This window comes from Rathayibacter sp. AC451 (genome assembly GCF_979253095.1).
In genome coordinates this window covers 137,491-158,479 of sequence record NZ_CEEDBD010000001.1, presented here as the reverse complement: position 1 = coordinate 158,479, position 20,989 = coordinate 137,491, and the positions used below count along the sequence as shown (strand labels likewise).

The window sequence follows — 20,989 nt, the reverse complement described above, 5'->3', positions numbered from 1 at the left end:
GGCAGTGCTATGGCTGGGAGACCGATGAGCACCAACAAGTCGACGATCACGCGCGCGGCCGACCGCGTCGACGCGATCGCGCAGGAGCCGTTCCACCAGAGCGGCACCCAGCCGGGCACGAGCCGCGCGAGCGGATTCGTCTCGTCGCTCCTCGACATCTTCCGCCACCGCGAGCTGCTCAAACTCCTGGTGAACCGCGAGCTCAAGGCGCGCTACAAGGACTCGAGTCTCGGCTTCGTCTGGACGCTCATCCGCCCGCTCGTCATGCTGATGATCTACTACGTGGCGATCGGTCAGTTCCTGGGCGCCGCCCGCGGGATCCCCGTCTTCGCGATCTTCGTCTTCTGCGGCCTGACGCTGTGGAACCTCTTCAGCGAGATCGTCGCGACCGGCACCACCTCGATCCTCGCGAATGCGGGCCTGATCAAGAAGGTCTACCTGCCGCGCGAGATCTTCCCGGTCGCCACCATCGGGGCCGCGCTCTTCAACTTCGCGGTGCAGTTCCTGGTGCTGATCATCGGGGCCGCGGCGCTCGGTGCTCTCGAGATCAGCTGGCAGCTGCTCTTCATCTTCCCGGCCCTCGCGGTGACCCTCGTCTACGGGCTCGCCCTGGCACTCGCCCTCTCGGCGCTGAACGTCTACCTCCGCGACATCCAGTTCCTGGTCGAGGTGGGCCTGCTCATCTTCTTCTGGCTCTCGCCCATCACCTACGCGTGGTCCTTCGTCGTCGAGACCGTGCCGCCGTGGCTCGAGCAGATCTACCTGCTCAACCCCATGACCAACGCGATCCTCGCCTTCCAGCGCGCCATCTGGGGTCCCGGCTCGCGCGAGACCATGGTCGAGCAGACCGACGGGACCGTCCGGGCCGTCGCCGGCCAGCCCTGGCCCGCCGACATGGCACTCCACCTCTTCCTCGTCTTCCTCGTCGGGCTCGTGCTGGTGTGGGTCTCGCACCGCATCTTCCGCCGCCTCGAGGGCAACTTCGCCCAGGAGATCTGATCCCATGACTCTCGAATCCGAGATCTCCGTGCCCGACTCCGTGGCGATGCCCACGATCATCCGGGTGCAGAACGCGTCCAAGCGGTTCGTCATCCGCAAGGACAAGAGCCTCAAGGAGCGCGTCGTCAACTTCGGCCGGGGCAAGCAGCACCGCGACGACTTCTGGGCGCTCAAGGACATCGACCTCGAGATCCCGCTGGGCTCGACCGTCGGGCTCATCGGCGCGAACGGCTCGGGCAAGAGCACGCTGCTCAAGCTCATCGGCGGCATCATCCAGCCCACGACCGGAACGGTCGAGCGCCGCGGCCGCCTCGCCGCGCTCCTCGAGCTCGGCGCCGGATTCCACCCCGACCTGACCGGGCGCGAGAACGTCTTCCTGAACGGCGCGATCCTCGGACTCTCCCGCAAGGAGCTCGAGGACAAGTTCGATTCGATCGTCGACTTCTCCGAGATCGCCGACTTCATCGACACCCAGGTCAAGTTCTACTCGTCCGGCATGTACGTCCGGCTCGCCTTCGCCATCGCGATCCACACCGACCCCGACCTCCTGCTGGTCGACGAGGTGCTGGCCGTCGGCGACGAGCCGTTCCAGCGCAAGTGCATGGACCGCATCCGTGCGTTCCAGCGCGCCGGCAAGACGATCGTGCTGGTCACCCACTCCCTCGAGCAGGTCGGCGAGCTGTGCGATCGTGCGATCGTGCTCCAGCACGGCGCGGTCATCTACGACGGCGAGACCGCCCGCGGCCTCGAGGTCCTCCGCAACGGCTTCGAGAACTCGCGCCAGGAGCGGGTCGAGCGCGAGACCGCCGAGGCCATCGTCGAGGCCGAGGAGACCGGTGAGGAGCCCGAGCAGATCCAGCCGGGCGAGATCGTCGGCATCGAGCTGGAGGGCGGCACCCTCGAGGACGGCAACCGCACGCTGCGCCCCGGCGACGACCTGCGCGTGCACGTCACCCTGCGACCCCTGACCAGCACGCCGCTCGAGCGCTGGTTCGTGGGGATGGGAGTCGACACCCCCATGGGGCAGATCGTCTTCGGCACCAACACCATGCGCCTCGGCTTCGAGCACCCCCCGCTGACGGAGGAGACGACGATCACGTTCGACCTCCCCGACATCCGCTTCGGCGGCGGGACCTACGCCGTGCACGCGTCGGCATCGACCCTCGGGAACGGCGAGTTCACCCGCGTGCCCGTGGGCGCGAGGTTCACCGTGGAGCGCAGCGACAAGCGCGTCGGCCTGGTGAGCGTCGCCGCTTCGGCGACCGTGAACGGGGTCACGAAGGCGTGAGCCGCCGCGTGCGCCTGCGCATCGACGCGACTCCGCTCGCTGCAGGGGCGATGACCGGCGTGGGCCATGTCCTCCTCGAGACGGTCCGCGCGCTGGGCGACCCTCGCTTCGCGGAGCGGATCGACCTCGCGCTGTTCGTGCCCCGCTCGGAGCGGGCCGCGGTCGAGCGGGTCGTGCCGGCCGGGACCCGGGTGATCGGGGTGCCGCTCCCCCGCCGTGTGCTCGGCGTCCTGACCCGCACCCCGATCCCGCTCGATCTGCTCGTGGGCCGCGGCGTGTACTTCTTCCCCAACTTCCGCAACTGGGCTCTCACCGCCCGCTCGGCGGGCATCACCTTCGTGCACGACGCGTGCTTCGCCGTCGCACCCGAGCTGGTGCCGGAACCGCGCCGCTCCCTCCTCGCCGCGCGGATGCCGGGCTGGCTGGCGCGCTCGCGCCTCGTCGCGACCGGCACGCCCTCGGCCGCCGCCGAGATCGCCGGGAGCCTCGGGATCCCCGAGAACCGCCTCCGCGTGCTGCCGACCACCGTCGACACCCGCGTCTTCCGGCCGAGGCAGGAGGCGGAGGTGCGCGCCGTGACCCAGCGGCTCGGGCTCTCCCACTACCTGCTCTTCGTCGGCTCGATCGAGCCGCGCAAGAACGTCGCGGAGCTCGTCCGCGCCTACGCAGCGGCCGAGCGCCCCGCCGGGCACACCCTGCTGCTCGTCGGCGGCACGTCGTGGGAGGCGGAGGACGTGCACCGGGCCGTGCGCGACGCGGTCGCCGCGGGGGCCGACGTGCGGTTCCCCGACTCCTTCGTCGAGGACGAGGAGATGCCCGCCCTGATGACCGGGGCCGACGCGCTGGCGCTCGTCTCGCACCACGAGGGCTTCGGTCTTCCCGCCCTCGAGGCCGTCGCGACCGGCACTCCGGTCGTCGTCTCCGACATCCCCGGGATCCGGGACGCACTCCGCGGCAACGAGCACGCGGCCGTCTTCGTCGAGCCCGGCGACCGGCGGGGTCTCGTCCGCGCTCTCCGAGCAGGCCGTGAACGCCCCCGGCGGGTGCGAGCCGAGGCGATCCGACCGTGGACCGACGCGGCCCACGCGCTGGTGGGCGCCGCCGAGGGCCTCAGCGCCGGCCGTCCGCGGGCCCGGCGCCGCTGATCAGGACGCGGCGACCGCGGGCGTTCCCGTCAGGAAGTCCCAGAGGGAGTCGGCGTACTCGGCCCACGACGAGTTGTCCCGGGTGAGGGCCTCCGTGCGCAGACGCTCGAGGAGCTCGTCGTCGGTCAGCAGCGCGCGCATGCCGCGGGCGATGTCGTCGTCGTCGCGCGAGTCGACGAGCACGGCTCCGCCCTGCGACGCGATCTCGGCCATGCTGCCGAAGCGCGCCGTCACGACGGGGGTGCCGACGGCGAGGGACTCGGCGACCGGCAGGCCGAAGCCCTCGTTGAGCGAGGGGAAGACGGTGAAGCGCGCCAGCCGGTACGCGCTCCAGAGGAGTTCGTCGGTGATGGCGGAGTGCGACGAGACCTGCCGGCCGTCGTTCTGCAGCTCGCCCAGTCGGACCTGGAACTCCTCGCTGTTCCAGGCGTTGCCGCCGACGAACACCAGTGCGAATCGCTGCCCCTCGCGCCAGAGGAGCTCCGCCGCGTGCAGCACGGCCAGGTGGTTCTTGCGCGGCTCATGGCTTCCCACGCACACGACGAGCGGCAGATCCTCCGAGAGCAGGTCGGCCCGGGCCCGGAGGAGCCCGTCCTGATCGACGACGCCGGCCTCGGAGGGCAGGATCACCTCGCGGATCTCGGGGCCGGTGCGGCCGACCCCGCGGAGCATCTCGCGCCAGCCGCCGTACTCGATCGCCGCGGCCTCCGAGATCGTCGCGACGCGGTCCATGTGGCTGACCGCCACGAGGGTGCGCGAGAACGCGGCGCTGATGCCGATGTGCGCGGTCTCCGCCGTGGTCAGGGGAACGCAGTCGAAGCCGATGGTCGAGGACGCGTTGCCGCTGAACTCGGCCAGAGCGGCGATGCGCGAGGTGCGCTCGTCCTCGGTCGCGAGCTCCGGGAGGATGTAGCGCGAGCGCCACGGCACGAGGATCTCGGCAGCCGGGTCGGCCTTCGCATCCGGGAGCGTGCCGTACAGGGCGTTGCGGCGCAGGGCCGGATCGAGCTCGCGGAGCGTGCGGCCCGCGCCGTCCCAGCCCACGAGGACGATCTGGTGGCGCTGGACCCACTCCGCGATAGTCTTGCGGACGACGCGCTGGATGCCGGTGGCGAGCCCGGTGCGCGCGGTGTGGTGCACGTCCACGACGACGGCCCCCGAGACCACGCGGACTCGGGGCGTGCGCAGGCGGTTGAGGACGAAGCCGTTCGCCCGGCTGCCGATGAGGGAGCGGACGAGGGCGCGGGGCCCGTCGAGCCGCACGAGGCGGAGCGCGTCGACCACCTCGTCGCGCACGGGCAGGGCGCCGGTGAGGACGGAGAGCGTCAGCCACACCTCGTCGCTGCCTGGCTCGGCGAGCGCGTCCGCGAGCTGGTGGACGAGACCGTCGGCGACGGCGGCCGGAGCGATCTCGGGGGCCAGTGCCTCCAGCAGCACGCTCATGCGGTCCACGGCGAGTGCATCACGCATCGACGTCCTCCTTCGTGATGACGGAGCGGGCGGCTCCCCGACCGTCGGGGACGAGCGCGTCCCACAGCTCCTGCGCGTAGTCGTCCCAAGTGCGGACCGGTCGAGCGAGAGCCTCGGCACGGAGCTGCTCGATGCGCTCGTCGGAGTCGAGCAGCTCGCGCATCGCGGCGAGCAGCGCGTCGTCGTCGCCGGGGTCGACGGTCACGCAGCCCCCGTCGCGGGCGATCTCGGCCAGCGAGCCGTGATCGGACGTGATGACCGGGACCCCGAGGGCGAGGGCCTCCGCGACGGGCAGTCCGTATCCCTCGTGCGTCGAGGGGAACACGAGGAAGCGCGCGTTCTCGTAGGAGGCGATGAGCTTGTCGTCGCTCGCCCCGCGCCACAGCTCGACGGTGCGCCCGCGGTTCTGCGCCTCGCGGATGCGGACGTCGAAGACCTTCGTCGACCAGTCGTTGCCGTTGCCGATGAAGCGCAGCGTGAACACCTCCCCCTCGCGCCAGAGTCGCTCGGCCGCGTGCAGCACGGCGAGGTGGTTCTTGCGCGGCTCGGTGCTTCCGACGGCCAGCACGAGCGGGCCGACGACCGAGGGGGCGATCGACGCGTCGACCGTGTTGGGTCGGTCGACGGGGAGGGCGACCGTGCTGATCCGCGGCCCGACGAGGCCCTGGGCCGGGAGTGCGTGGGCGAAGCCCTCGAACTCGGCGGAGGCGGACTCGCTGATGCCGGCCACACGGTCGGCGTGCTTCACGATCGAGAGGTAGTTCACGAAGCGGGCGGTCTCGATCCCGGGGACGGTCTCGGCGCTCACGACAGGGATCGCGTCGTACCCGATGAGACCGACCGAGTTGCCCGAGTGGGCCGCGAGGGACGCGTAGGGAGCGCACAGGTTGAATCCCGGGACTTCGGGGATCAGCACGGTGGAGCGGAAGGGCACGACGAAGCTCACCTGGTCCGGATCGCCGTCCTGCCAGGGCTTGGAGCGGCTGACCTCGTAGTCCACGACACGCTCGAGCTCGACGGGGCTCAGACGGCGCATGGCCATCGAGCCGTTGACCCAGGCCACCGGCAGGACGTCCTTGTCGCCGTGCCAGCGCCTCATCGTGTTGCGCACCACCCGCTGGATGCCGGTCTGGTGGGCGTGGCGCGCGCAGAAGTCGACGTCGGCGACCACTGCACCGGTGACGATCTCGACCGTCGATCCGAGGTCGGCGTAGCCGGTGGTCGCGCGGGCGCCCGCCGCGAGGAAGACGCGGATCGCCTCGTCCGGCTCGCAGAGCTCGAGGGAGCGGCGGAACCAGAGGAAGAAGTGCTCGACGGGCATGACCGCGAGGAACGCGGCGAGCGCGAGCCACGTGATGTCGTCGGACGCGCGCCGTTTCGTCTCTCTGGCGATCGCGTCCAGGAGCGGCCCGGGGCCACGACCCAGGAGGGCCGCGCGCCGGTGCTCGTCCTCGATGACGAACGGGGCGAGCTGGTCGAGGCGCTGCTGGAGGAACGCCCGCCGCTGGGAGCGGGTCGACTGCTCCGCCATCAGGCGCGGCGGCCGAGTCGGCGGGAGACGTACCGGGCCGTGTGCCCGACCGCTCCGCCCACACCGAGCTGGGAGGCGCGGATCTGGAAGAGGCGGACGGCCCGGAGAGGCTTCGTGACCCGCCACGAGAGGGTCGACTCGAACGGCGCCGCGGCGACCACTCCACCGACGTGCATGTGCTGGAGCCACTCGTCGAGAGGATCGTTCAGCAGAGCGTCGAGGCGCGCTCGGAGCTCCTCGACGGTCTCCTCCTGCGACGGAGCGGCGGTCGCGGAGTCGGATGCTGCGGGGTGGGAGTCCTCGCGGGGCGGCTCGTTCTCTGTCACGTCAGGCACCCGTACATATTAGGCGGACGTCGCGGAGCCGACCGACTCGAGGGCGGTGCGGTCGAAGAGGTCTCGGTACTGCGCCACCACGGTCTCCCGCGAGTAGAGCTCCCCGGCGATGCGCGCACCCTCGACGCGGTCGAGGGTGTCCGAGCGGATGCTCTCGATGGCCCGCGTGATCGCCGGCGCGTCGCGCCGGGGCACGATCCGGCCGAAGCCGGTGCGCTCCACCGGCGTGCGGACGCCGGGCAGATCGGAGGCGATGGCCGGTGCACCGGCCCGCATCGCCTCGACCTGCACGATGCCGAAGGCCTCGAGGGCGTTGATCGACGGGAGGGCGAAGATGTCGAGCGACGCGTAGAAGTCGGGGATGCTCTCCTCCGCGACGAAACCGAGAACGGTGATGCGGTCGTCGCCGCCGATGCGCCGGCGCACCTCCTCGATCACGCTGCCTCCCGCCACCGCGGCGAAGTCGCCTCCGATCAGGAGGCGCGCGTCCGGGTCGTCGAGGGCGCGGAAGCCGTCGACGAGGTAGCCGATCCCCTTCTCCTCCACGATGCGCCCGAGGAAGCCGACGTGCAGCCCGTCGCCATGGCGGAAGGTCGGCGATCCGCCGGTGCGGTCGCGGGTGGGCGGCGGGATCTCCTCGAGGTGGCCGCGCCGGAGGGTCGACGCGAGACGCGAGTGCGTCGCGTAGTCGAAAGTGGTGACGACGGTCACCGTCGACAGCCGGACGGCCGCTCGGCACGAGGCGTCCATGGCGGCCATCTGGAAGCGCTCGAAGGCACTGGAGCCCAGCGTGACGTCGCAGTTGTAGGTCGAGATCACGGGGGTGCCGGTGCGGGCGATCGCGGCGACGACCCCGGACTCGAGCATGGGGAGGTGCATGTTCACCACGCGGCTGCGGCGCGCGTACCGCGCCGCGACGACGGGGAAGGAGGCGGACAGCAGGCCCTTCCCGATGCGGACCTGGACGGCGCACCGGACGACCTCGACTCCCGCGAGCACCTCGTGCGACGCGAGGGAGTCGTCGTGCTTCTGGGCGACGACGACCACGCGCCTGCCCTCCGCGGCGAGCGACTCCGCGACCATCCGGACGACGTCGGTGAGGCCGCTGACGTAGGGCGCGTAGTAGTTGAGGACGAAGAGGACGTCGATGTCGCGGTCGGGACGGGGCACGCCGCTCCTTTCGGGTTCTGAGCAGGATCGGGTCGTGATCGGGATCACTGCGGTCGGGTGACGGCCGCGACCCGGACGAGGTGCAGGGCTCCTGCGATCACCGATCCGACGGCGAGCGGGAGTACCGATCGTACGACATCGTCGACGGGGAGCAGGAGGGCGAGCGCCCCGGCGACGGCCCCGACCAGCCAGTGCGCCGAGAGCGCGGCGTGGTCGCCGAGGGCGGCCAGTCCGTCCGAGGCGACGAGGGCGACCAGGAGCAGCGAGACGGCGGCGGCGATCGAGCCGATGCCCACCGCGTCGGGGGCGGCGACGGCCGGGAACGCGAGGGACATGACCCAGGGGCCCAGCAGCGAGGCCGTCGCCGTGACGAGGACCGCGACCGCGGCGGCCGCGCCGACCGCCACAGCGACAGCGCGCCGCGCCCGGGGGCCGTCCCCCTCGCGGATCGCTCCGGCGACCACCGGCAGGTACATCGACTGGATCGACTGGTACACGAAGATCGGGATGCGCGCCAGCGTGACCGTGGACAGCACGGCGCCCGCGAGCGCCCCCGGCGAGAACGCGGCGGCGAGCAGCGGCGGGGAGTTGAGCAGGAGCTGCAGGACGATGGTGCCCAGGACCAGGCGGGACAGCCCGCGGCGCACCTCGGCACCGGTCGGAGTGCGCGCGGCGTCGGCCCGCGGGCCCCGCTCCCCCTCAGCGCGAGCAGCGCCGGGAGCGCCGATGCGGCGGCGGCGACGGCGACGAGACCCGCGAACGCCGCCGTCTCGGGCAGGAGCAGCGCGACCAGGAGCGCGAGGACGATCCGCGCGACGCCCTCGGACGCGACGACCGCTCCGTAGAGCGCGCGACGGCCGGTCCCCGCGAGATGCCCGCGCACCGAGAACTGCACGGCGTATCCCGCATAGCTGAGGACGAGCGCGCCGAACAGCAGGCTCGAGCGGGCGGAGAAGCCCACCAGGCCCGCCCAGACCGCCGCGCTCACGACGCCGGCGAGGAGAGCGAGCACGAGACCGCGGCGCAGCATCGACCCGATGACCGTCGAGGCCGGCCCGCTGAGCCTGCCCGTGCTGACCAGTCGCGAGGTCTCCTGCTCCAGCGGGAGGAAGACGCCGAGCGCGACGATCACGGTCATCGACCAGAAGACCGAGAACTCGGAGTACGCCGACGCGTCGGTCGTCGCGGCGACGATCAGCACCAGCGCGTACGTCGCCACTCCCGCCACGCCGGCTCCTGCGAGGAGGACGAGCGCGGTCGTGCGAGGAGCGAGCGCCACGCTCAACGGCCGATCAGGGTGAGCTCGTCCAGTGCGACGCGGACGTCGGGGCCGGGTGCGCTCGCCGGGTCCAGCGTCTCGACGACGCACACGCCCGAGGAGGCCGAGACCTCCGCGGCGGTGACCTGGGCGGCGTCGCTCACGGCGGAGCAGCCCTCCCCGTCGAAGTCGACGTCGACTCCGGCGTCCGCCACACCGGCGAGGTTGACCACGGCGAGGCCGACCTCGACGTCGGTGTTGCCGACGACGGCGATGCGCGCGCCGGTTCCTCCGTAGAGCCGCTCGCTCGGGTCCACGAAGTAGCTCCACGCCGGACCCGGCGAGGTGTTGACCGCGGCCGCCGCGGCCCCGGCGCTGAGATCGAGCAGGACGAACGTGCCGTTGCGCTCGAGGACGGCGCTGTCGGAGGCGGCGTAGCGCGCTCCCGTGCCCACGAGCAGGTAACGGGTCGCCGTCCCGTTCCAGAACGAGGACATCGAGAGGTCGCCGCGGTAGCCGAGGTCTCCGCGCAGACTCGGATAGGCGACGTCCGGCTCGTCCTGCAGCTCGTCCGAGATCCACATCTGCTGGAACAGGTCTCCCGTCATCACGGTGACGTCGGCGCCGTCGTCCAGCGCCGCGACCCAGTCGCCCGCCTCGCGGTAGTCCGGGCTGATCTCGCGCTCGCCCCAGGTCGGGATGAGCTGCTGCCCGTAGGCGATGCCGTTCACGGCGACCCAGCCGAGGGAGAGCCCTCCGAGCGCGACCGCGCCGACGATCCGGGCGGCTCCCCCGCGACGCACCAGCGGGACCAGGAGCAGCACGACGCCGAGGGCGCTCACCGCGACGACGAAGGGGCTGACGACGTCGATCATCCGCTGGAAGAAGTACGACGAGCCCCGCAGCGCGCCGTAGGAGGCGAGGAGGACCGACGCGATCAGCACCGCCCGGCCCACCCGGGCCGTGGAGCGGTGCACGGCCGCGACGAGGAGTCCGAGGACGACGACGACCCCGACGCCCCAGACGGTGGCCGAGGACAGGAGCGTCGAGAGGCGGCCGGTCGGAGCGAACCCGTGCAGGCCGACGAACTCGCCGGCACTGGCCAGGGTGCCGAAGACCGTGTCGACGATGTAGTCCTCGCCCTGCTCGGTCGGCGGGGCGGCGACCGCGGCGATGTTCAGGACGTTGCTGACGGTCCTGACCCAGCCGACGGGATTGAGGACGAGCGAGGCGAGCGCGATGACCACCGCGCCCAGCAGGGCTCCCGGGACGGCCCGGACGGGGCGCAGGACGGTCACCAGCCCCAGCACCACGATGACGAAGGAGAAGTACTCGGAGTAGGTGCCGGCGAGCCCCGCGAGCGCGAAACCGGCCAGTGCGACGAACGGGGCGCGGTGCTCCGGCGTCTCGAGGGCTCGCCACACGAGGCCGATCGAGAGGATCGCGAAGGACCCGCCGAGGAGCGAGTCGGCGTTCTGCGCGACGAACTGGTGCAGGACGTTGTTCGAGGTGGCGACGGCGAGCGCCGCGATCACACCGGCCACCGGAGGAAGCCGCAGGATCTGGGCGAGGGAGAACGCCGCCAGGGCGATGAGCGCGATGTAGAGCGCCGTCCACGCGGTGAAGGCGTCGGTCAGGTCGATGCCGGTCAGGCCCGACAGCCAGCCCTGCACGAGCTCCTGCCCGTACCGCAGGGAGAAGAAGAGCGTCTCGGACGCCGGTCCGGCGTTCGGCGCCGACACCCCCGCCACGGGGTCCTGCTCGATCGAGGGGACGATCGTGGTGGCGTTCTCCGAGAACCAGCGCGCGGTGGAGATGTAGTAGTAGCCGTCGTTGCTCAACCCCATCAGGAGCGAGCGCGAGGAGCCCGTCCCGATCATGGGGATGAGCGCGACAGGGATCGCGACAGCCGACACGAGGACGCCCGTGACGGCGCGTCCGACGCCCGAGCGCCCGCCGAGGGAGACGGAGCGGTGCACCCGAGCGCCGATGACGGCGAGCACCACGGCGAGGATCGGGAGCACCCAGGGCGCGACAGCCGTCCCGACGACGAGCGAGTGCAGGTGCAGGTAGCAGACGGCGAGCGCGACGCCCAGGATCGGCGCGGCCGGCAGGACCTGCGCGCGCACCGCCGGCGGCAGGAGCAGGACCACGGCGAGACCGAGGAGCGACAGGATCGCGAGCGCGAGCAGGGCGACGATGATTCCGATGAACACGCGGGCGCGGATCCCCTCCGAAGGCGGTGCGACCGAGCGGCGACCGGGCTGAGCCGTTGCGGGCGACGGCGGCGACGATCCTAGCAAGCCGCGTCCGCGGACCGCCGTCGCCGGCTGCGACTAGGGTGTCGGTGTCGTCCGTTCGGATCGGCCCCCTCGCCCCGCTCACGCGGCCTCCGCCCCGTCTCAGGAACCCCTCACATGCTCACGAGTCTCATCGCCGGCCTGCGTCCCCGCCAATGGGTGAAGAACATCCTCGTGATCGCCGCCCCGCTCGCCGCGGGGATCCTCCTGCAGCCGCCCGTGCTGCTGCGGGTCGCGATCGCCTTCGTCGTGATGTGCCTCGCCTCCTCGGCGATCTACCTCCTGAACGACCTGCTCGACGTCGAGGCCGACCGGGCGCACCCGAAGAAGCGCTTCCGCCCGATCGCCTCGGGCCGCCTGCCGGTCCCGCTCGCCTGGGTCGCGTTCGTGGTGCTCGTGATCCTCGCGCCCGTGCTGGCCCTGGTCTACGGGACCTTCGGGTTCTTCACGATCGTGATCCTCTACATCGCGCTGCAGGTCTGCTACTGCGTCTGGCTGAAGCACGTGGTCGTGCTCGACCTGGTCATCGTCTCGAGCGGCTTCCTCATCCGCGCCGTCGCCGGTGGTCTCGCCACCGATGTCACGCCGTCGCAGTGGTTCCTGCTCGTGACCGCCTTCGGGTCCCTCTTCATGGTGGCGGGCAAGCGCTACTCCGAGAAGCGGCAGCTCGAGGGCTCGAGCGAGACGCGCCGCAGCCTCGCCGCGTACAGCCCGGGCTACCTCCGCTTCGTCTGGCAGACGGCGGCCGGAGTGGCCCTCGTGGCCTACACGCTCTGGGCCTTCGAGCTCTCCGCCCCGGACTCGGCCGTGGCCTGGACGACGATCTCGATCATCCCCTTCGCCGTCGCCCTCCTGCGCTACGCCTACGAGATCGACCGCGCCGAGGCGGGCTCGCCGGAGGACACGGTCCTGGGCGACAAGCCGCTGCTCGTCCTCGGCCTGCTCTGGGTCCTGACCTTCTCGCTGTCGGTCGTCGTCCGCTGACCCCCTCGCAGACGGCCCCCATCGGAGGACGGGCCCTCGCGGGCGACCGGTGTCGGATGACGGCAGGATCGACGCGTCAGCCTTGCGCGGGCACCTCGAAGAGGAGCCAGCGGCCGGCACCCTCGAGGCCACCTCGGGGTCCAGGTCCGGCGACACGGCGCCGACCAGCGACCGCCACGCCTCGGCGTCCTCGGGGTAGGCCGCGGTGTCGACGAGGACCGCGCACGCTCCGCTCCCGCGCACCGCCTCGGCGAACGACGCCGGTGATCCGGAGCCGTCCCACACGTCGAAGCCGGTCGTGCCCTCGATCGATCCGTAGCTCCAGCGCAGCGCGGCGTCGTCGGTGTAGAGGTAGGGCAGCGCCTCGTCGTAGTCGCGCATGCCGCCGATCGGACCGGTGTCGGGGAAGCTCTTGATCGGCAGCTGCACGACTCCGCACCCGTCGGGCAGAGCGTCGTCGACCGAGTCGACCAGCTGCACCACCTCATCGTCCGCCACGGGATCGACCGGCAGGTCCTCGCGGACGCCCAGGAGCTGATCGGACACCGCGACCAGCGCGAGCAGGCTCGCCACGACGACGAGGGAGCGCCGGCGCATCCGCTCGAGCGCCAGCGCGAGTGCGCCCAGCGCGAGGAGGCACAGGACGATGCTCAATCGCGACCAGGCGCGGATCGTCGGACCGACGAGGAAGGCGAACGCCATCCCGAGACCCGTGAGCAGGTAGAAGGCCAGGGTCCAGAGCGTGGCCGCGGCCAGCACGCGGAAGCGGGAGTCGTCGAGCAGGCGTCCGACGGCGGAGCGCCGCAGTCCTGCACCACCGAGCGCCAGGACGGGCAGCGCCGCCAGGAGGACCCCGAGGGCGAGCGACGCGATCAGGGGCAGGCCCGGCGGCTCGGTCATCGGACTCGAGCCGGACTCCGCGTAGTAGAGGACCGAGATCGTGCCGAGCTTCGGGATCCCTGTCGCAGCCCAGGGGAACAGCAGAGGCAGGAACTTCCCGGCGTACAGCTCCGACTCCGCGATCCGCCTGCCCTCGAAGTACGGCGCGTAGCGCTCTCCGTAGCCCAGCGAGAGCAGGAGCAGCTCGGCGCCGATCACGACGGCGAGGGCGACGACGGGCGCCGCTCCCCCCAGCGCGGAGCGCAGCCCTCCTCCGCGGACCAGGCGGGAGACCGCGCCGATCCCCCACACGCCGCCGACCACGATCGCGGCGAAGACGTAGTAGTAGCCGCCGCCGCTGGCGATGAGCAGGGCGACGACGGCGGGGGCGGCCCACCTCCGCAGCAGCGCCGAGCGGCGGCTCGTCGAGGAGCGCGCCCAGCGGCGGAACGGATCGGTCGACTCCCCCGCGACCGCCAGCACGAGGATGCCGAGCAGCGGGATCGTCCAGTAGTTCGCGAGGAAGGCGTGCCCCGAGGCGACGCGGAGGAAGTGGTACGGAGCGAGGGCGAAGACGACCGCCAGAGCGGCGGAGAGCCAGGGGCGGACGCGCAGGACGCGGAAGAACGGGTAGGCGGCGGCTCCGACCGAGCCGAACGTCAGCAGGTAGAACGTGTTCAGCAGCACGATCCCGTTCGGGATCGCGAGCCCGAGGACCGAGACCGTCAGCGCGCTCGCCAGGTCGAACTGCGTGCTGAAGAAGGCGTTGAACCCGTCGGGGAAGCCCAGCGCCCCGTTCGTCGCGAACGGGAAGGACTGCGTCGCGCTCGTGAACAGCAAGTAGTGCAGGATCTGGTCGTCACCGCCCGCCGTCCACCGGCGGGCCAGGTCGCCGGGGTCCAGGCCCAGGGCGAGTGCCGCGGCGAGGATCGGCACCACCGCGGCTCCTGCCGCCCAGGCGACCTCGACGAGGAGCGGTCGGGAGCGGCGGAGAGCGCGGCGCGGCCGTGTCAGAAGTCACGATCCTCCTTCGCCCGGTCGATGCTCTCGCCCACCAGGCGGTTCAGCTCGGCCGCGCCGGGACCGCCCTCGTAATCGTAGATGTCGAACTCCCCGCAGGGCACGACGGCGAGCGGCTCGCCGAGCGCCCGCGTCGCCAGCACTCCCCAGTCGGGATCGTGGTCGGCGAGGACGAAGGTGAAGGGCCGGCGCTCGTAGTCGTCGATGTTGCTCATCCAGAGCTGCGCCGAGAAGTCGAAGTTCACCTGGACGAGCTCGAGGCGCGGATCGCCGTAGAGCTGCAGCGGTCGCACCGTCCAGAAGGATCCGACGCCGGCCAGCTCGCGCTCGCCGATCCAGTCGGTCAGGCACCGCTCGGACGACGAGTCCCGAGTGCCCGCGGACGCCGACGCCACGGACGGCAGCGCGACCGCGGCGACGACGAGCGAGGCGACCGCGGCGATCGCCGCACCCGCACGGCGCACCCCGCGCCGCGGCGTCCTCGGTGCCGCGCGCGCGACGAGCACCAGCGCGGGCAGAACGGCGAACACGGCGACCGGCATGAGGTAGCGCGTGACAGTGCTCCCGGTCACGACCTGCCCCGACAGCATCGCGAGCGCGGCGACGACGGGGAACACGGTGAGCAGCGCGGCCGTGACGTCCGGGTCGTCCCCCTCCGGCGCGCGGAGCGCAGGACGACGACGGGGACGACCACCAGCAGCGCCGCCAGCAGGACGAGCTCGAGCACGCCCGCCGGAGTCGACGCGACCGACTGCACCTGCAGCCGGAGCGCCCCCGCGGCGAAGCGGATCCGCTCGAGGTGGAGGTAGGTGCTCGCGTCCACGGCGACGAAGCGCTCGAACGGCCCGCGCGACGCGTAGCCGAGGACGGCCGAGCCGACCACGGGCGCCGCGAGGAGCATCGCCGCGCGCACGGGCACGACGCGCACCAGCGCGAGCAGGACGACCGAGGCCAGCCACGGAGCGACGACCACGAGCACGAACAGCGGATTCGAGAGGGTCGTGAGCGCGCCGATCACGAGGGCGAGCACCACGGGCACGACGACGGAGCGGCCGTCCCGCCGGCGGCGCAACGCGTGGAGCACCAGGGCGAGGCAGGCCAGCCCCGAGAGGACGACCCCTCCGTAGTACGTCGTCAGCAGGAACGTGGTGGCGAGGGCGCCCTCGTTGTTGAGCGCCCGCCCCTCCGTCAGCACGAGCACCAGCAGGAGCAGGGTCGCGACGACGGCGCCGACCACCGCCTGCGGCCGCCGCGGGGCGACCAGCGAGGCGAGAGCGCGGAGGAGGGCGTAGAGGACGACGACGTTCAGCACCGCGTTCACGAGGAGCGAGCCCTCGACGGACCCGCCCAGCAGTCGGCTGAGCAGGTGGAGCGGGATCTCCGGGAAGAGGAAGATCTGGCTCGTCATCACCCAGTGCAGGGGATCGACGTCGGTGCGCAGCAGCAGCGGCAGCGCGAGCGAGTCCCCCTCGTAGAGGATGTAGTGGCGCCACGGACCCGAGACGAGCACGGCGAGGGTCGCGATCGCCGACGCGGTGACGACGACGAGGCTCAGCACCTCCCGCGCGACGGCCGCACGGCGTCTCCCGGCGGGGTCGGAACCTCCTGCGATCGGCTCCCCCATCAGCGCCGCCGCGAGAATCGGAGCCGCAGGACGAGCAGGAGGTTCCGCGCGAGGGTGTCGCGCGGGATCTTGGACGTGCCGTGCGTGCGGTCGACGAAGACGATGGGCACCTCCCTGGTCCGCTTCGATTCGCGCAGGGCCCGGTGCTTGAGGGCGATCTGGAAGCCGTACCCGGACGCGTCGACGTCCTCGACGTGGATGCGCCGCAGGAGCTCCGTGCTGAAGAGGTTGAAGCCGCCGGTCCAGTCCGTGAGCCGGGAGCCCAGGAGCAGTCGTGTGTAGATGTTGCCGCCCCAGCTCAGCAGCTTGCGGTCCAGGGTCCAGTCCGGCGTGCCACCGCCGCGGACGTAGCGCGACGCGACGACCAGATCCGCTCCCGCACGGACCTCCTCGAGGAATCGCGCCACGTACTTCGGATCGTGCGACAGGTCGGCGTCCATCTGCAGGATCGCGTCGGGCGGGTGCTCCGAGGAGAGGATCCGCTCGAACGCCCAGAGGTAGGCGGCTCCGAGTCCCTTCTTCTCGGCCCGGACGAGCACCTCGACCGAGAACCGGTCGGAGACGAGGCCCGCACCGACCTCGCGAGCCAGTTCGGCGGTGCCGTCGGGCGACGAGTCGTCGACCACGACCACGCGCACGACGGTGTCCGCCTCCCGGGCGGCGACCTCCGCGAGCCGTCGGAGGAGCTCGCCGATGTCGGCGGCTTCGTTGTAGGTGGGGACGACGAGTGTCAGCGAGAGCATCAGGATCCGATTCGTACCGGGACGGCGGCGGCGGTGGACGCGGGCAGCCGAACATTATCAGCGCTTCCGCGGCCCTTCCGCCGAGTGGATGTCCGTGGAACGACTTCTCAGACGCCGTTCGCCTGCGAGGGGGTCACTCTTCAGATCCAGTGCGTAGTGTCGATTCCGTCGTGTTCGTCCGAGCCGATGGAGACGAGCCCGGAGGACACCCCGCACATGCCCCACCGCGAACCGGATCGCAGTGCTCGCAGGAGCACCGTCCGGACTGCCCGCGCCGAGGCGCGCGGCACCGGTGCGCGCGGCGTGCGGCGCGTGCTCGATTCGCAGAAGGTGCGCTTCCTCCTGGCCGGGTGCACCAACACCGCGCTCGACTTCCTCGTCCTCAACGCGCTCATCCTGCTGCTGCACCTGCCGACCCTGGTCGCGAACGTCTTCTCGGTGCTCCTGGGCATCACGATCTCGTACGCGCTCAACCACTTCTTCGTGTTCCGTCACCCGGGTCGCATCAAGTGGTCGACCTTCGCGAAGTTCTTCGCCGTCACGGGCTTCAGCTCGCTGGTCCTGCAGTCGGTCGTCATCTGGGGCTTCGAGGTGTTCTTCGACACCCGTTTCGGCAACTCCCTGCTCTTCCTGCCCAGCTCGGGCGAGAACGCGTTCCTCGCGATCAACGTGGCCAAGGCGTTCGCGGTGTTCGTCGGCCTGATCTGGAACTTCTGCATGTACAAGTTCGTCGTGTTCCGCGCTTCCGCGACGCCCCCGGTGCCCGCGCTCGAGACCGTGTCCCCGGCGGCCGTCGCCGTCGCCGGCGAGCCCCTCGACGTCACCCGCTGAGGCTCAGGGCCGCTTCTCGGGCCCCGTGCTAGCCTCGTCGAGTTCTTCCGACGGAGCCTTCGCCCGTCGACGCCGCACCTCCGGAGGCTCCCATCGCCCGCTCGACGTTGCCCATCGCGGTGGTCGTGGTCACCCACTTCTCGGGTGAGGTCCTGCGCGCGTGCCTCGAGTCGATCCCGGAGGCGACCGAGCACGACGTGCACGTCGTCGTCGTGGACAACGCGACGACCGACGACTCGGTGCGCAGGGTCGTCGAGCGTCGTCCCGAGGTCGTGTTCCACGAGACGGGCGAGAATCTCGGCTACGGCAAGGCCGTCAACTACGCCGTCGACCGCCTGGGTCCGGAGTACGAGTGGATCCTGGTGACGAACCCGGACACCGTGTTCCTCCCCGGCTCGATCGACGCTCTCTACGCCGCGGCCTCCGCCGACTCCCGGATCGGCTCGATCGGCCCGCGCATCCTCGACTCGGACGGCACCGTGTACCCGTCGGCGCGCGCCCTGCCGTCGCTGCGCACCGGAGTCGGTCACGCCCTCTTCGCGCACGTCTGGCCCGGCAACCCGTGGTCGGCCCGGTACCGCCGCTCCCGAGCGGTCGGCACCCTCGAGCACGGGAGCATGACGGCCGGCTGGCTCTCGGGCGCCTGCGTGATGGTGCGCCGCACCGCGTTCGAGCAGATCGGCGGCTTCGACGAGCGCTACTTCATGTACTTCGAGGACGTGCAGCTGGGCGACTCGCTTGGCCGACTCGGCTGGACGAACCTCTACCTGGCGGACGCCCTGGTGTCGCACCTCGGCGGCCACTCGACGCGGCTCGCGTCCGCGCGCATGCTCGCGGTGCACCACCGCAGCGCCTACCTCTACCTCGCGCAGAAGTACGACGCCTGGTACCTGGCGCCGGTGCGTCTCGGGGTGCGCATCGGGCTGCTCGCCCGAGTGGGGCTGATGCGCCTCCGCCCTCACCGCTGAGGCAGAGCGGAGGCGCTCGTCAGCGCCCGAGTTCGAGCAGCCGCTTGAGGTAGGCGCCGTAGCCGCTCTTGACGAGGGGTGCGGCGAGGTCGGCGAGCTGGGTGTCGTCGATCCAGCCGTGGCGCCAGGCGATCTCCTCGATGCAGCCGATCTTGAACCCCTGACGCTGCTCGATCACCCGCACGAACTCGGTCGCCTCGATCATCGAATCGAACGTCCCCGTGTCCAACCACGCCGTCCCACGGTCCAGGACCTGCACGTTCAACCGGCCCGACTCGAGGTAGCGCTCGTTGATCGTCGAGATCTCCAACTCCCCCCGAGCCGACGGCTCGATCGTCTTCGCGATCGCGACGACGTCGTTGTCGTAGAAGTACAGACCCGGGACCGCGTAGTTGCTCTTGGGCGTCTCGGGCTTCTCCTCGATCGACAGAGCCCGGAACTCGCCATCGAACTCCACCACCCCGTACGCACGAGGATCCGCGACCTGGTACGCGAAGATCACCGCACCCTCGATGACCGTGTTCGCCGCCAACGCGGTGCCCAAAGCGGTCCCGTGGAAGATGTTGTCGCCCAGCACCAGCGCGACGGAGTCGTCGCCGATGAAGTCCTCACCGATCAGGAACGCCTGCGCCAACCCGTCCGGCGACTCCTGCACCGCATACGAGATCGACATCCCCAACGACGATCCGTCGCCCAGCAGAGCCCGGAACTGGTCGTTGTACTCCGGCGTCGTGATCACCAGGACCTCATCGATCCCGGCCATCATCAACGTCGACAACGGGTAGTAGATCATCGGCTTGTCGTAGATCGGCATCAACTGCTTCGAGATGCCCTTCGTGATCGGCCACAACCGCGACCCCGACCCACCCGCCAGAACGATCCCCTTCATCGACCCGCCTCCTGCTCGTCGAGACCCGAGTAGTAGGCCCGAGCCTCGTCCCACGTCGGCAGGAGGCCCTGCGCCTCGGCCTCGGCCAGGGTCGGGGCGTCGGTGTCCTTCGGCGAGAGCAGCAGCTCGCCCGCCTCGGCGGGGAAGCGGAGGCCGATCTGCTCGTCGAGCGGGTCGATCCCCTTCTCCCGCACCGGGTCGAAGGTCGAGTTCACCAGGTACGAGACGACGGCGCCCTCGGTCAGGGCGACGAAGGCGTGGCCGATGCCCTCGGAGATGTAGACGGAGCGGCGGTCGACGTCGTCCAGCAGGATCGTCTCGTACTGCCCGAAGGTGGGCGACCCGACCCGGATGTCGACGACGTAGTCGAGCACCGCGCCCGAGAAGCACGACACGTACTTCGCCTGCGACGGCGGGATCTGCGCGAAGTGGATGCCCCGCACGGTGCCGCGCTTGGACACGGAGGTGTTGCCCTGCTTCAGCGAGAGCGGGTGGCCGACCTTCTCGGCCAGGTGGTCGAAACGGTAGAACTCGAAGAACACCCCCCGGTCGTCGGGGAACTGACGCGGAGTGATCTCATAGACGTCGGGGATGTCGAGTTCGCGGATCTGCACGGGGGCCAGTGTAACGAGCGCGTGTTTCCAGGACGCGACGCCCGTGCGGGGGCACCTCCCCGTCGGGCGCGGTGCGCCCCCTCCTCGCCGGACGGCGCCTCCGGCATGATGAACGGGTGACCTTCCTCCTCACGGGCGCCTCCGGCATGCTCGGCACCGACCTCCGCTCCGCACTCGGCGATCGACCCGTCACGGCCCTCGGCCGCCGCGACCTCGACGTCACCGATCTCGACGCCGTGCGCGCCGCGGTCGCGGGGCACGACGCGGTCCTCAACTGCGCCGCCTACACCCGCGTCGACGACGCCGAGAGCGACGAGGAGGAGGCGCGCCGGGTCAACGCGCTCGGTGCGCAGAACCTCGCCCTGGCCGCCGCCGAGATCGGCGCGGCGATCGTGCAGGTCTCGACCGACTACGTCTTCGACGGATCCGCGACGAGCCCGTACCGCGAGGACCACCCGCGCGAGCCGATCTCGGCGTACGGCCGCACCAAGGCCGAGGGCGAGGAGCTCGTGCTCGCCGCGAACCCGGAGCGCGGCTACGTGGTCCGAACTGCCTGGCTCTACGGGGCGCACGGCGGCAACTTCGCGAAGACCATGGTGCGCCTCGCCGGCTCGCACGAGACTCTCACCGTCGTCGACGACCAGCGCGGACAGCCCACCTGGACGGGCGACCTGGCCGTGCGGATGATCGAGCTGATCGACTCCGCCGCCCCGTCGGGCGTCTACCACGGCACGAACGCCGGCGAGACGACGTGGTTCGGCTTCGCCCGCGCCGTGTTCGAGAAGGCCGGGCTCGACCCCGAGCGGATCCGCCCGACCGACAGCGGCAGCTTCGTCCGCCCCGCCCCGCGCCCCGCCTACTCCGTCCTCGGCCACGACGGCTGGAGCCGGGCGGGCCTCGCTCCGCTGCGCTCGTGGGAGGACGCGCTCGCCGCCGCCCCC

Annotated in this window: 20 protein-coding genes and 1 pseudogene; 10 read left to right on the top strand and 11 right to left on the bottom strand. The window is 71.3% G+C overall.

The window, feature by feature from the left end; translation table 11 throughout:
* Positions 1 to 24 precede the first annotated feature (24 nt).
* Genes AC0CID_RS00755 through AC0CID_RS00745 form a run of 3 tightly spaced genes read left to right on the top strand, consistent with a single transcriptional unit; the run spans position 25 to position 3,432 of the window.
* On the top strand, positions 25 to 999 hold the full coding sequence (locus tag AC0CID_RS00755; protein ID WP_251944198.1) for an ABC transporter permease: 975 nt from the start codon (positions 25 to 27) through the stop codon (positions 997 to 999).
* A 46-nt stretch (positions 1,000 to 1,045) separates the two neighbouring features.
* Positions 1,046 to 2,287: an ABC transporter ATP-binding protein gene (locus AC0CID_RS00750; RefSeq protein ID WP_465228019.1), complete on the top strand. Its 1,242-nt coding sequence runs from the start codon at positions 1,046 to 1,048 to the stop codon at positions 2,285 to 2,287.
* Positions 2,284 to 3,432 (top strand): glycosyltransferase family 4 protein, encoded by a 1,149-nt coding sequence (locus AC0CID_RS00745; protein ID WP_465225440.1) that lies wholly within the window; start codon positions 2,284 to 2,286, stop codon positions 3,430 to 3,432. The genes AC0CID_RS00750 and AC0CID_RS00745 overlap by 4 nt, the downstream gene beginning before the upstream one ends.
* Here AC0CID_RS00745 and AC0CID_RS00740 read toward each other — a convergent pair whose 3' ends face one another.
* The 5 genes from AC0CID_RS00740 to AC0CID_RS00720 are packed head-to-tail and all read right to left on the bottom strand — an operon-like array spanning position 3,433 to position 8,585.
* The gene (locus AC0CID_RS00740) at positions 3,433 to 4,902 is read right to left on the bottom strand and encodes a glycosyltransferase family 4 protein (protein ID WP_465225439.1); all 1,470 of its coding nucleotides are present in this window, start codon (positions 4,900 to 4,902) and stop codon (positions 3,433 to 3,435) included. It abuts the gene before it with no gap.
* Entirely contained in the window at positions 4,895 to 6,433 is a 1,539-nt protein-coding gene (locus AC0CID_RS00735) for a glycosyltransferase family 4 protein (protein ID WP_465225438.1), read from the bottom strand. The genes AC0CID_RS00740 and AC0CID_RS00735 overlap by 8 nt, the downstream gene beginning before the upstream one ends.
* Positions 6,433 to 6,768, bottom strand: a complete 336-nt coding sequence (locus AC0CID_RS00730; protein ID WP_465225437.1) for a hypothetical protein — start codon at positions 6,766 to 6,768, stop codon at positions 6,433 to 6,435. Before AC0CID_RS00730 ends, AC0CID_RS00735 begins: the two co-directional genes overlap by 1 nt.
* Positions 6,769 to 6,777: 9 nt before the next feature.
* Complete coding sequence (locus tag AC0CID_RS00725; RefSeq protein ID WP_465225436.1) at positions 6,778 to 7,938, bottom strand: glycosyltransferase family 4 protein; 1,161 nt, start codon at positions 7,936 to 7,938, stop codon at positions 6,778 to 6,780.
* 44 nt (positions 7,939 to 7,982) lie between these two features.
* Entirely contained in the window at positions 7,983 to 8,585 is a 603-nt protein-coding gene (locus AC0CID_RS00720) for a hypothetical protein (RefSeq protein ID WP_465225435.1), read from the bottom strand.
* Positions 8,586 to 8,975: 390 nt separating this feature from the next.
* Between AC0CID_RS00720 and AC0CID_RS00715 the strand changes: the two genes are divergently transcribed.
* Positions 8,976 to 9,239 carry a hypothetical protein gene (locus AC0CID_RS00715; RefSeq protein ID WP_465225434.1) on the top strand — a complete coding sequence of 88 codons (264 nt, stop codon included), beginning with the start codon at positions 8,976 to 8,978 and terminating at the stop codon, positions 9,237 to 9,239.
* Here AC0CID_RS00715 and AC0CID_RS00710 read toward each other — a convergent pair.
* Positions 9,220 to 11,412, bottom strand: a complete 2,193-nt coding sequence (locus AC0CID_RS00710) for a hypothetical protein (protein ID WP_465225433.1) — start codon at positions 11,410 to 11,412, stop codon at positions 9,220 to 9,222. The genes AC0CID_RS00715 and AC0CID_RS00710 overlap by 20 nt on opposite strands.
* Before the next feature lie 201 nt (positions 11,413 to 11,613).
* On the opposite strand from AC0CID_RS00710, the gene AC0CID_RS00705 reads away from it, so the two are divergent.
* The 3 genes from AC0CID_RS00705 (at position 11,614) to AC0CID_RS00695 (ending at position 14,203) form a co-directional block, all read left to right on the top strand.
* Complete coding sequence (locus AC0CID_RS00705) at positions 11,614 to 12,480, top strand: decaprenyl-phosphate phosphoribosyltransferase (RefSeq protein ID WP_465225432.1); 867 nt, start codon at positions 11,614 to 11,616, stop codon at positions 12,478 to 12,480.
* Positions 12,481 to 13,723: 1,243 nt separating this feature from the next.
* Entirely contained in the window at positions 13,724 to 13,873 is a 150-nt protein-coding gene (locus AC0CID_RS00700; RefSeq protein ID WP_465225431.1) for a hypothetical protein, read from the top strand.
* 159 nt (positions 13,874 to 14,032) lie between these two features.
* On the top strand, positions 14,033 to 14,203 hold the full coding sequence (locus AC0CID_RS00695) for a hypothetical protein (protein WP_465225430.1): 171 nt from the start codon (positions 14,033 to 14,035) through the stop codon (positions 14,201 to 14,203).
* 166 nt (positions 14,204 to 14,369) lie between these two features.
* Here the strand turns inward: AC0CID_RS00695 and AC0CID_RS00690 are convergent, their stop codons facing one another.
* From AC0CID_RS00690 to AC0CID_RS00680, 3 genes are read right to left on the bottom strand one after another with little or no spacing between them, the layout of a single operon-like run.
* The gene (locus tag AC0CID_RS00690) at positions 14,370 to 14,951 is read right to left on the bottom strand and encodes a hypothetical protein (protein ID WP_465225429.1); all 582 of its coding nucleotides are present in this window, start codon (positions 14,949 to 14,951) and stop codon (positions 14,370 to 14,372) included.
* A complete protein-coding gene (locus AC0CID_RS00685; protein WP_465225428.1) occupies positions 14,948 to 16,003 on the bottom strand; it encodes a hypothetical protein in 1,056 nt (351 codons plus the stop codon). The genes AC0CID_RS00690 and AC0CID_RS00685 overlap by 4 nt, the downstream gene beginning before the upstream one ends.
* On the bottom strand, positions 16,003 to 16,746 hold the full coding sequence (locus AC0CID_RS00680) for a polyprenol monophosphomannose synthase (RefSeq protein ID WP_465225427.1): 744 nt from the start codon (positions 16,744 to 16,746) through the stop codon (positions 16,003 to 16,005). The genes AC0CID_RS00685 and AC0CID_RS00680 overlap by 1 nt, the downstream gene beginning before the upstream one ends.
* Positions 16,747 to 16,962: 216 nt before the next feature.
* On the opposite strand from AC0CID_RS00680, the gene AC0CID_RS00675 reads away from it, so the two are divergent.
* Both AC0CID_RS00675 and AC0CID_RS00670 read left to right on the top strand, forming a co-directional pair.
* Positions 16,963 to 17,577, top strand: coding sequence for a GtrA family protein (locus AC0CID_RS00675; RefSeq protein WP_465225426.1), 615 nt, complete (start codon positions 16,963 to 16,965; stop codon positions 17,575 to 17,577).
* 107 nt (positions 17,578 to 17,684) lie between these two features.
* Positions 17,685 to 18,545, top strand: a complete 861-nt coding sequence (locus AC0CID_RS00670; RefSeq protein ID WP_465225425.1) for a glycosyltransferase family 2 protein — start codon at positions 17,685 to 17,687, stop codon at positions 18,543 to 18,545.
* Positions 18,546 to 18,564: 19 nt separating this feature from the next.
* Here the strand turns inward: AC0CID_RS00670 and rfbA are convergent, their stop codons facing one another.
* Together rfbA and AC0CID_RS00660 are read right to left on the bottom strand one after the other, a co-directional pair.
* On the bottom strand, positions 18,565 to 19,434 hold the full coding sequence (gene rfbA, locus AC0CID_RS00665; RefSeq protein ID WP_465225424.1) for a glucose-1-phosphate thymidylyltransferase RfbA: 870 nt from the start codon (positions 19,432 to 19,434) through the stop codon (positions 18,565 to 18,567).
* Positions 19,431 to 20,048: a dTDP-4-dehydrorhamnose 3,5-epimerase family protein gene (locus AC0CID_RS00660; protein WP_207402893.1), complete on the bottom strand. Its 618-nt coding sequence runs from the start codon at positions 20,046 to 20,048 to the stop codon at positions 19,431 to 19,433. The genes rfbA and AC0CID_RS00660 overlap by 4 nt, the downstream gene beginning before the upstream one ends.
* Positions 20,049 to 20,164: 116 nt before the next feature.
* Between AC0CID_RS00660 and rfbD the strand changes: the two are divergent.
* Positions 20,165 to 20,986: pseudogene (rfbD, locus tag AC0CID_RS00655) on the top strand (dTDP-4-dehydrorhamnose reductase); the annotation flags it as partial.
* Positions 20,987 to 20,989: the final 3 nt, after the last annotated feature.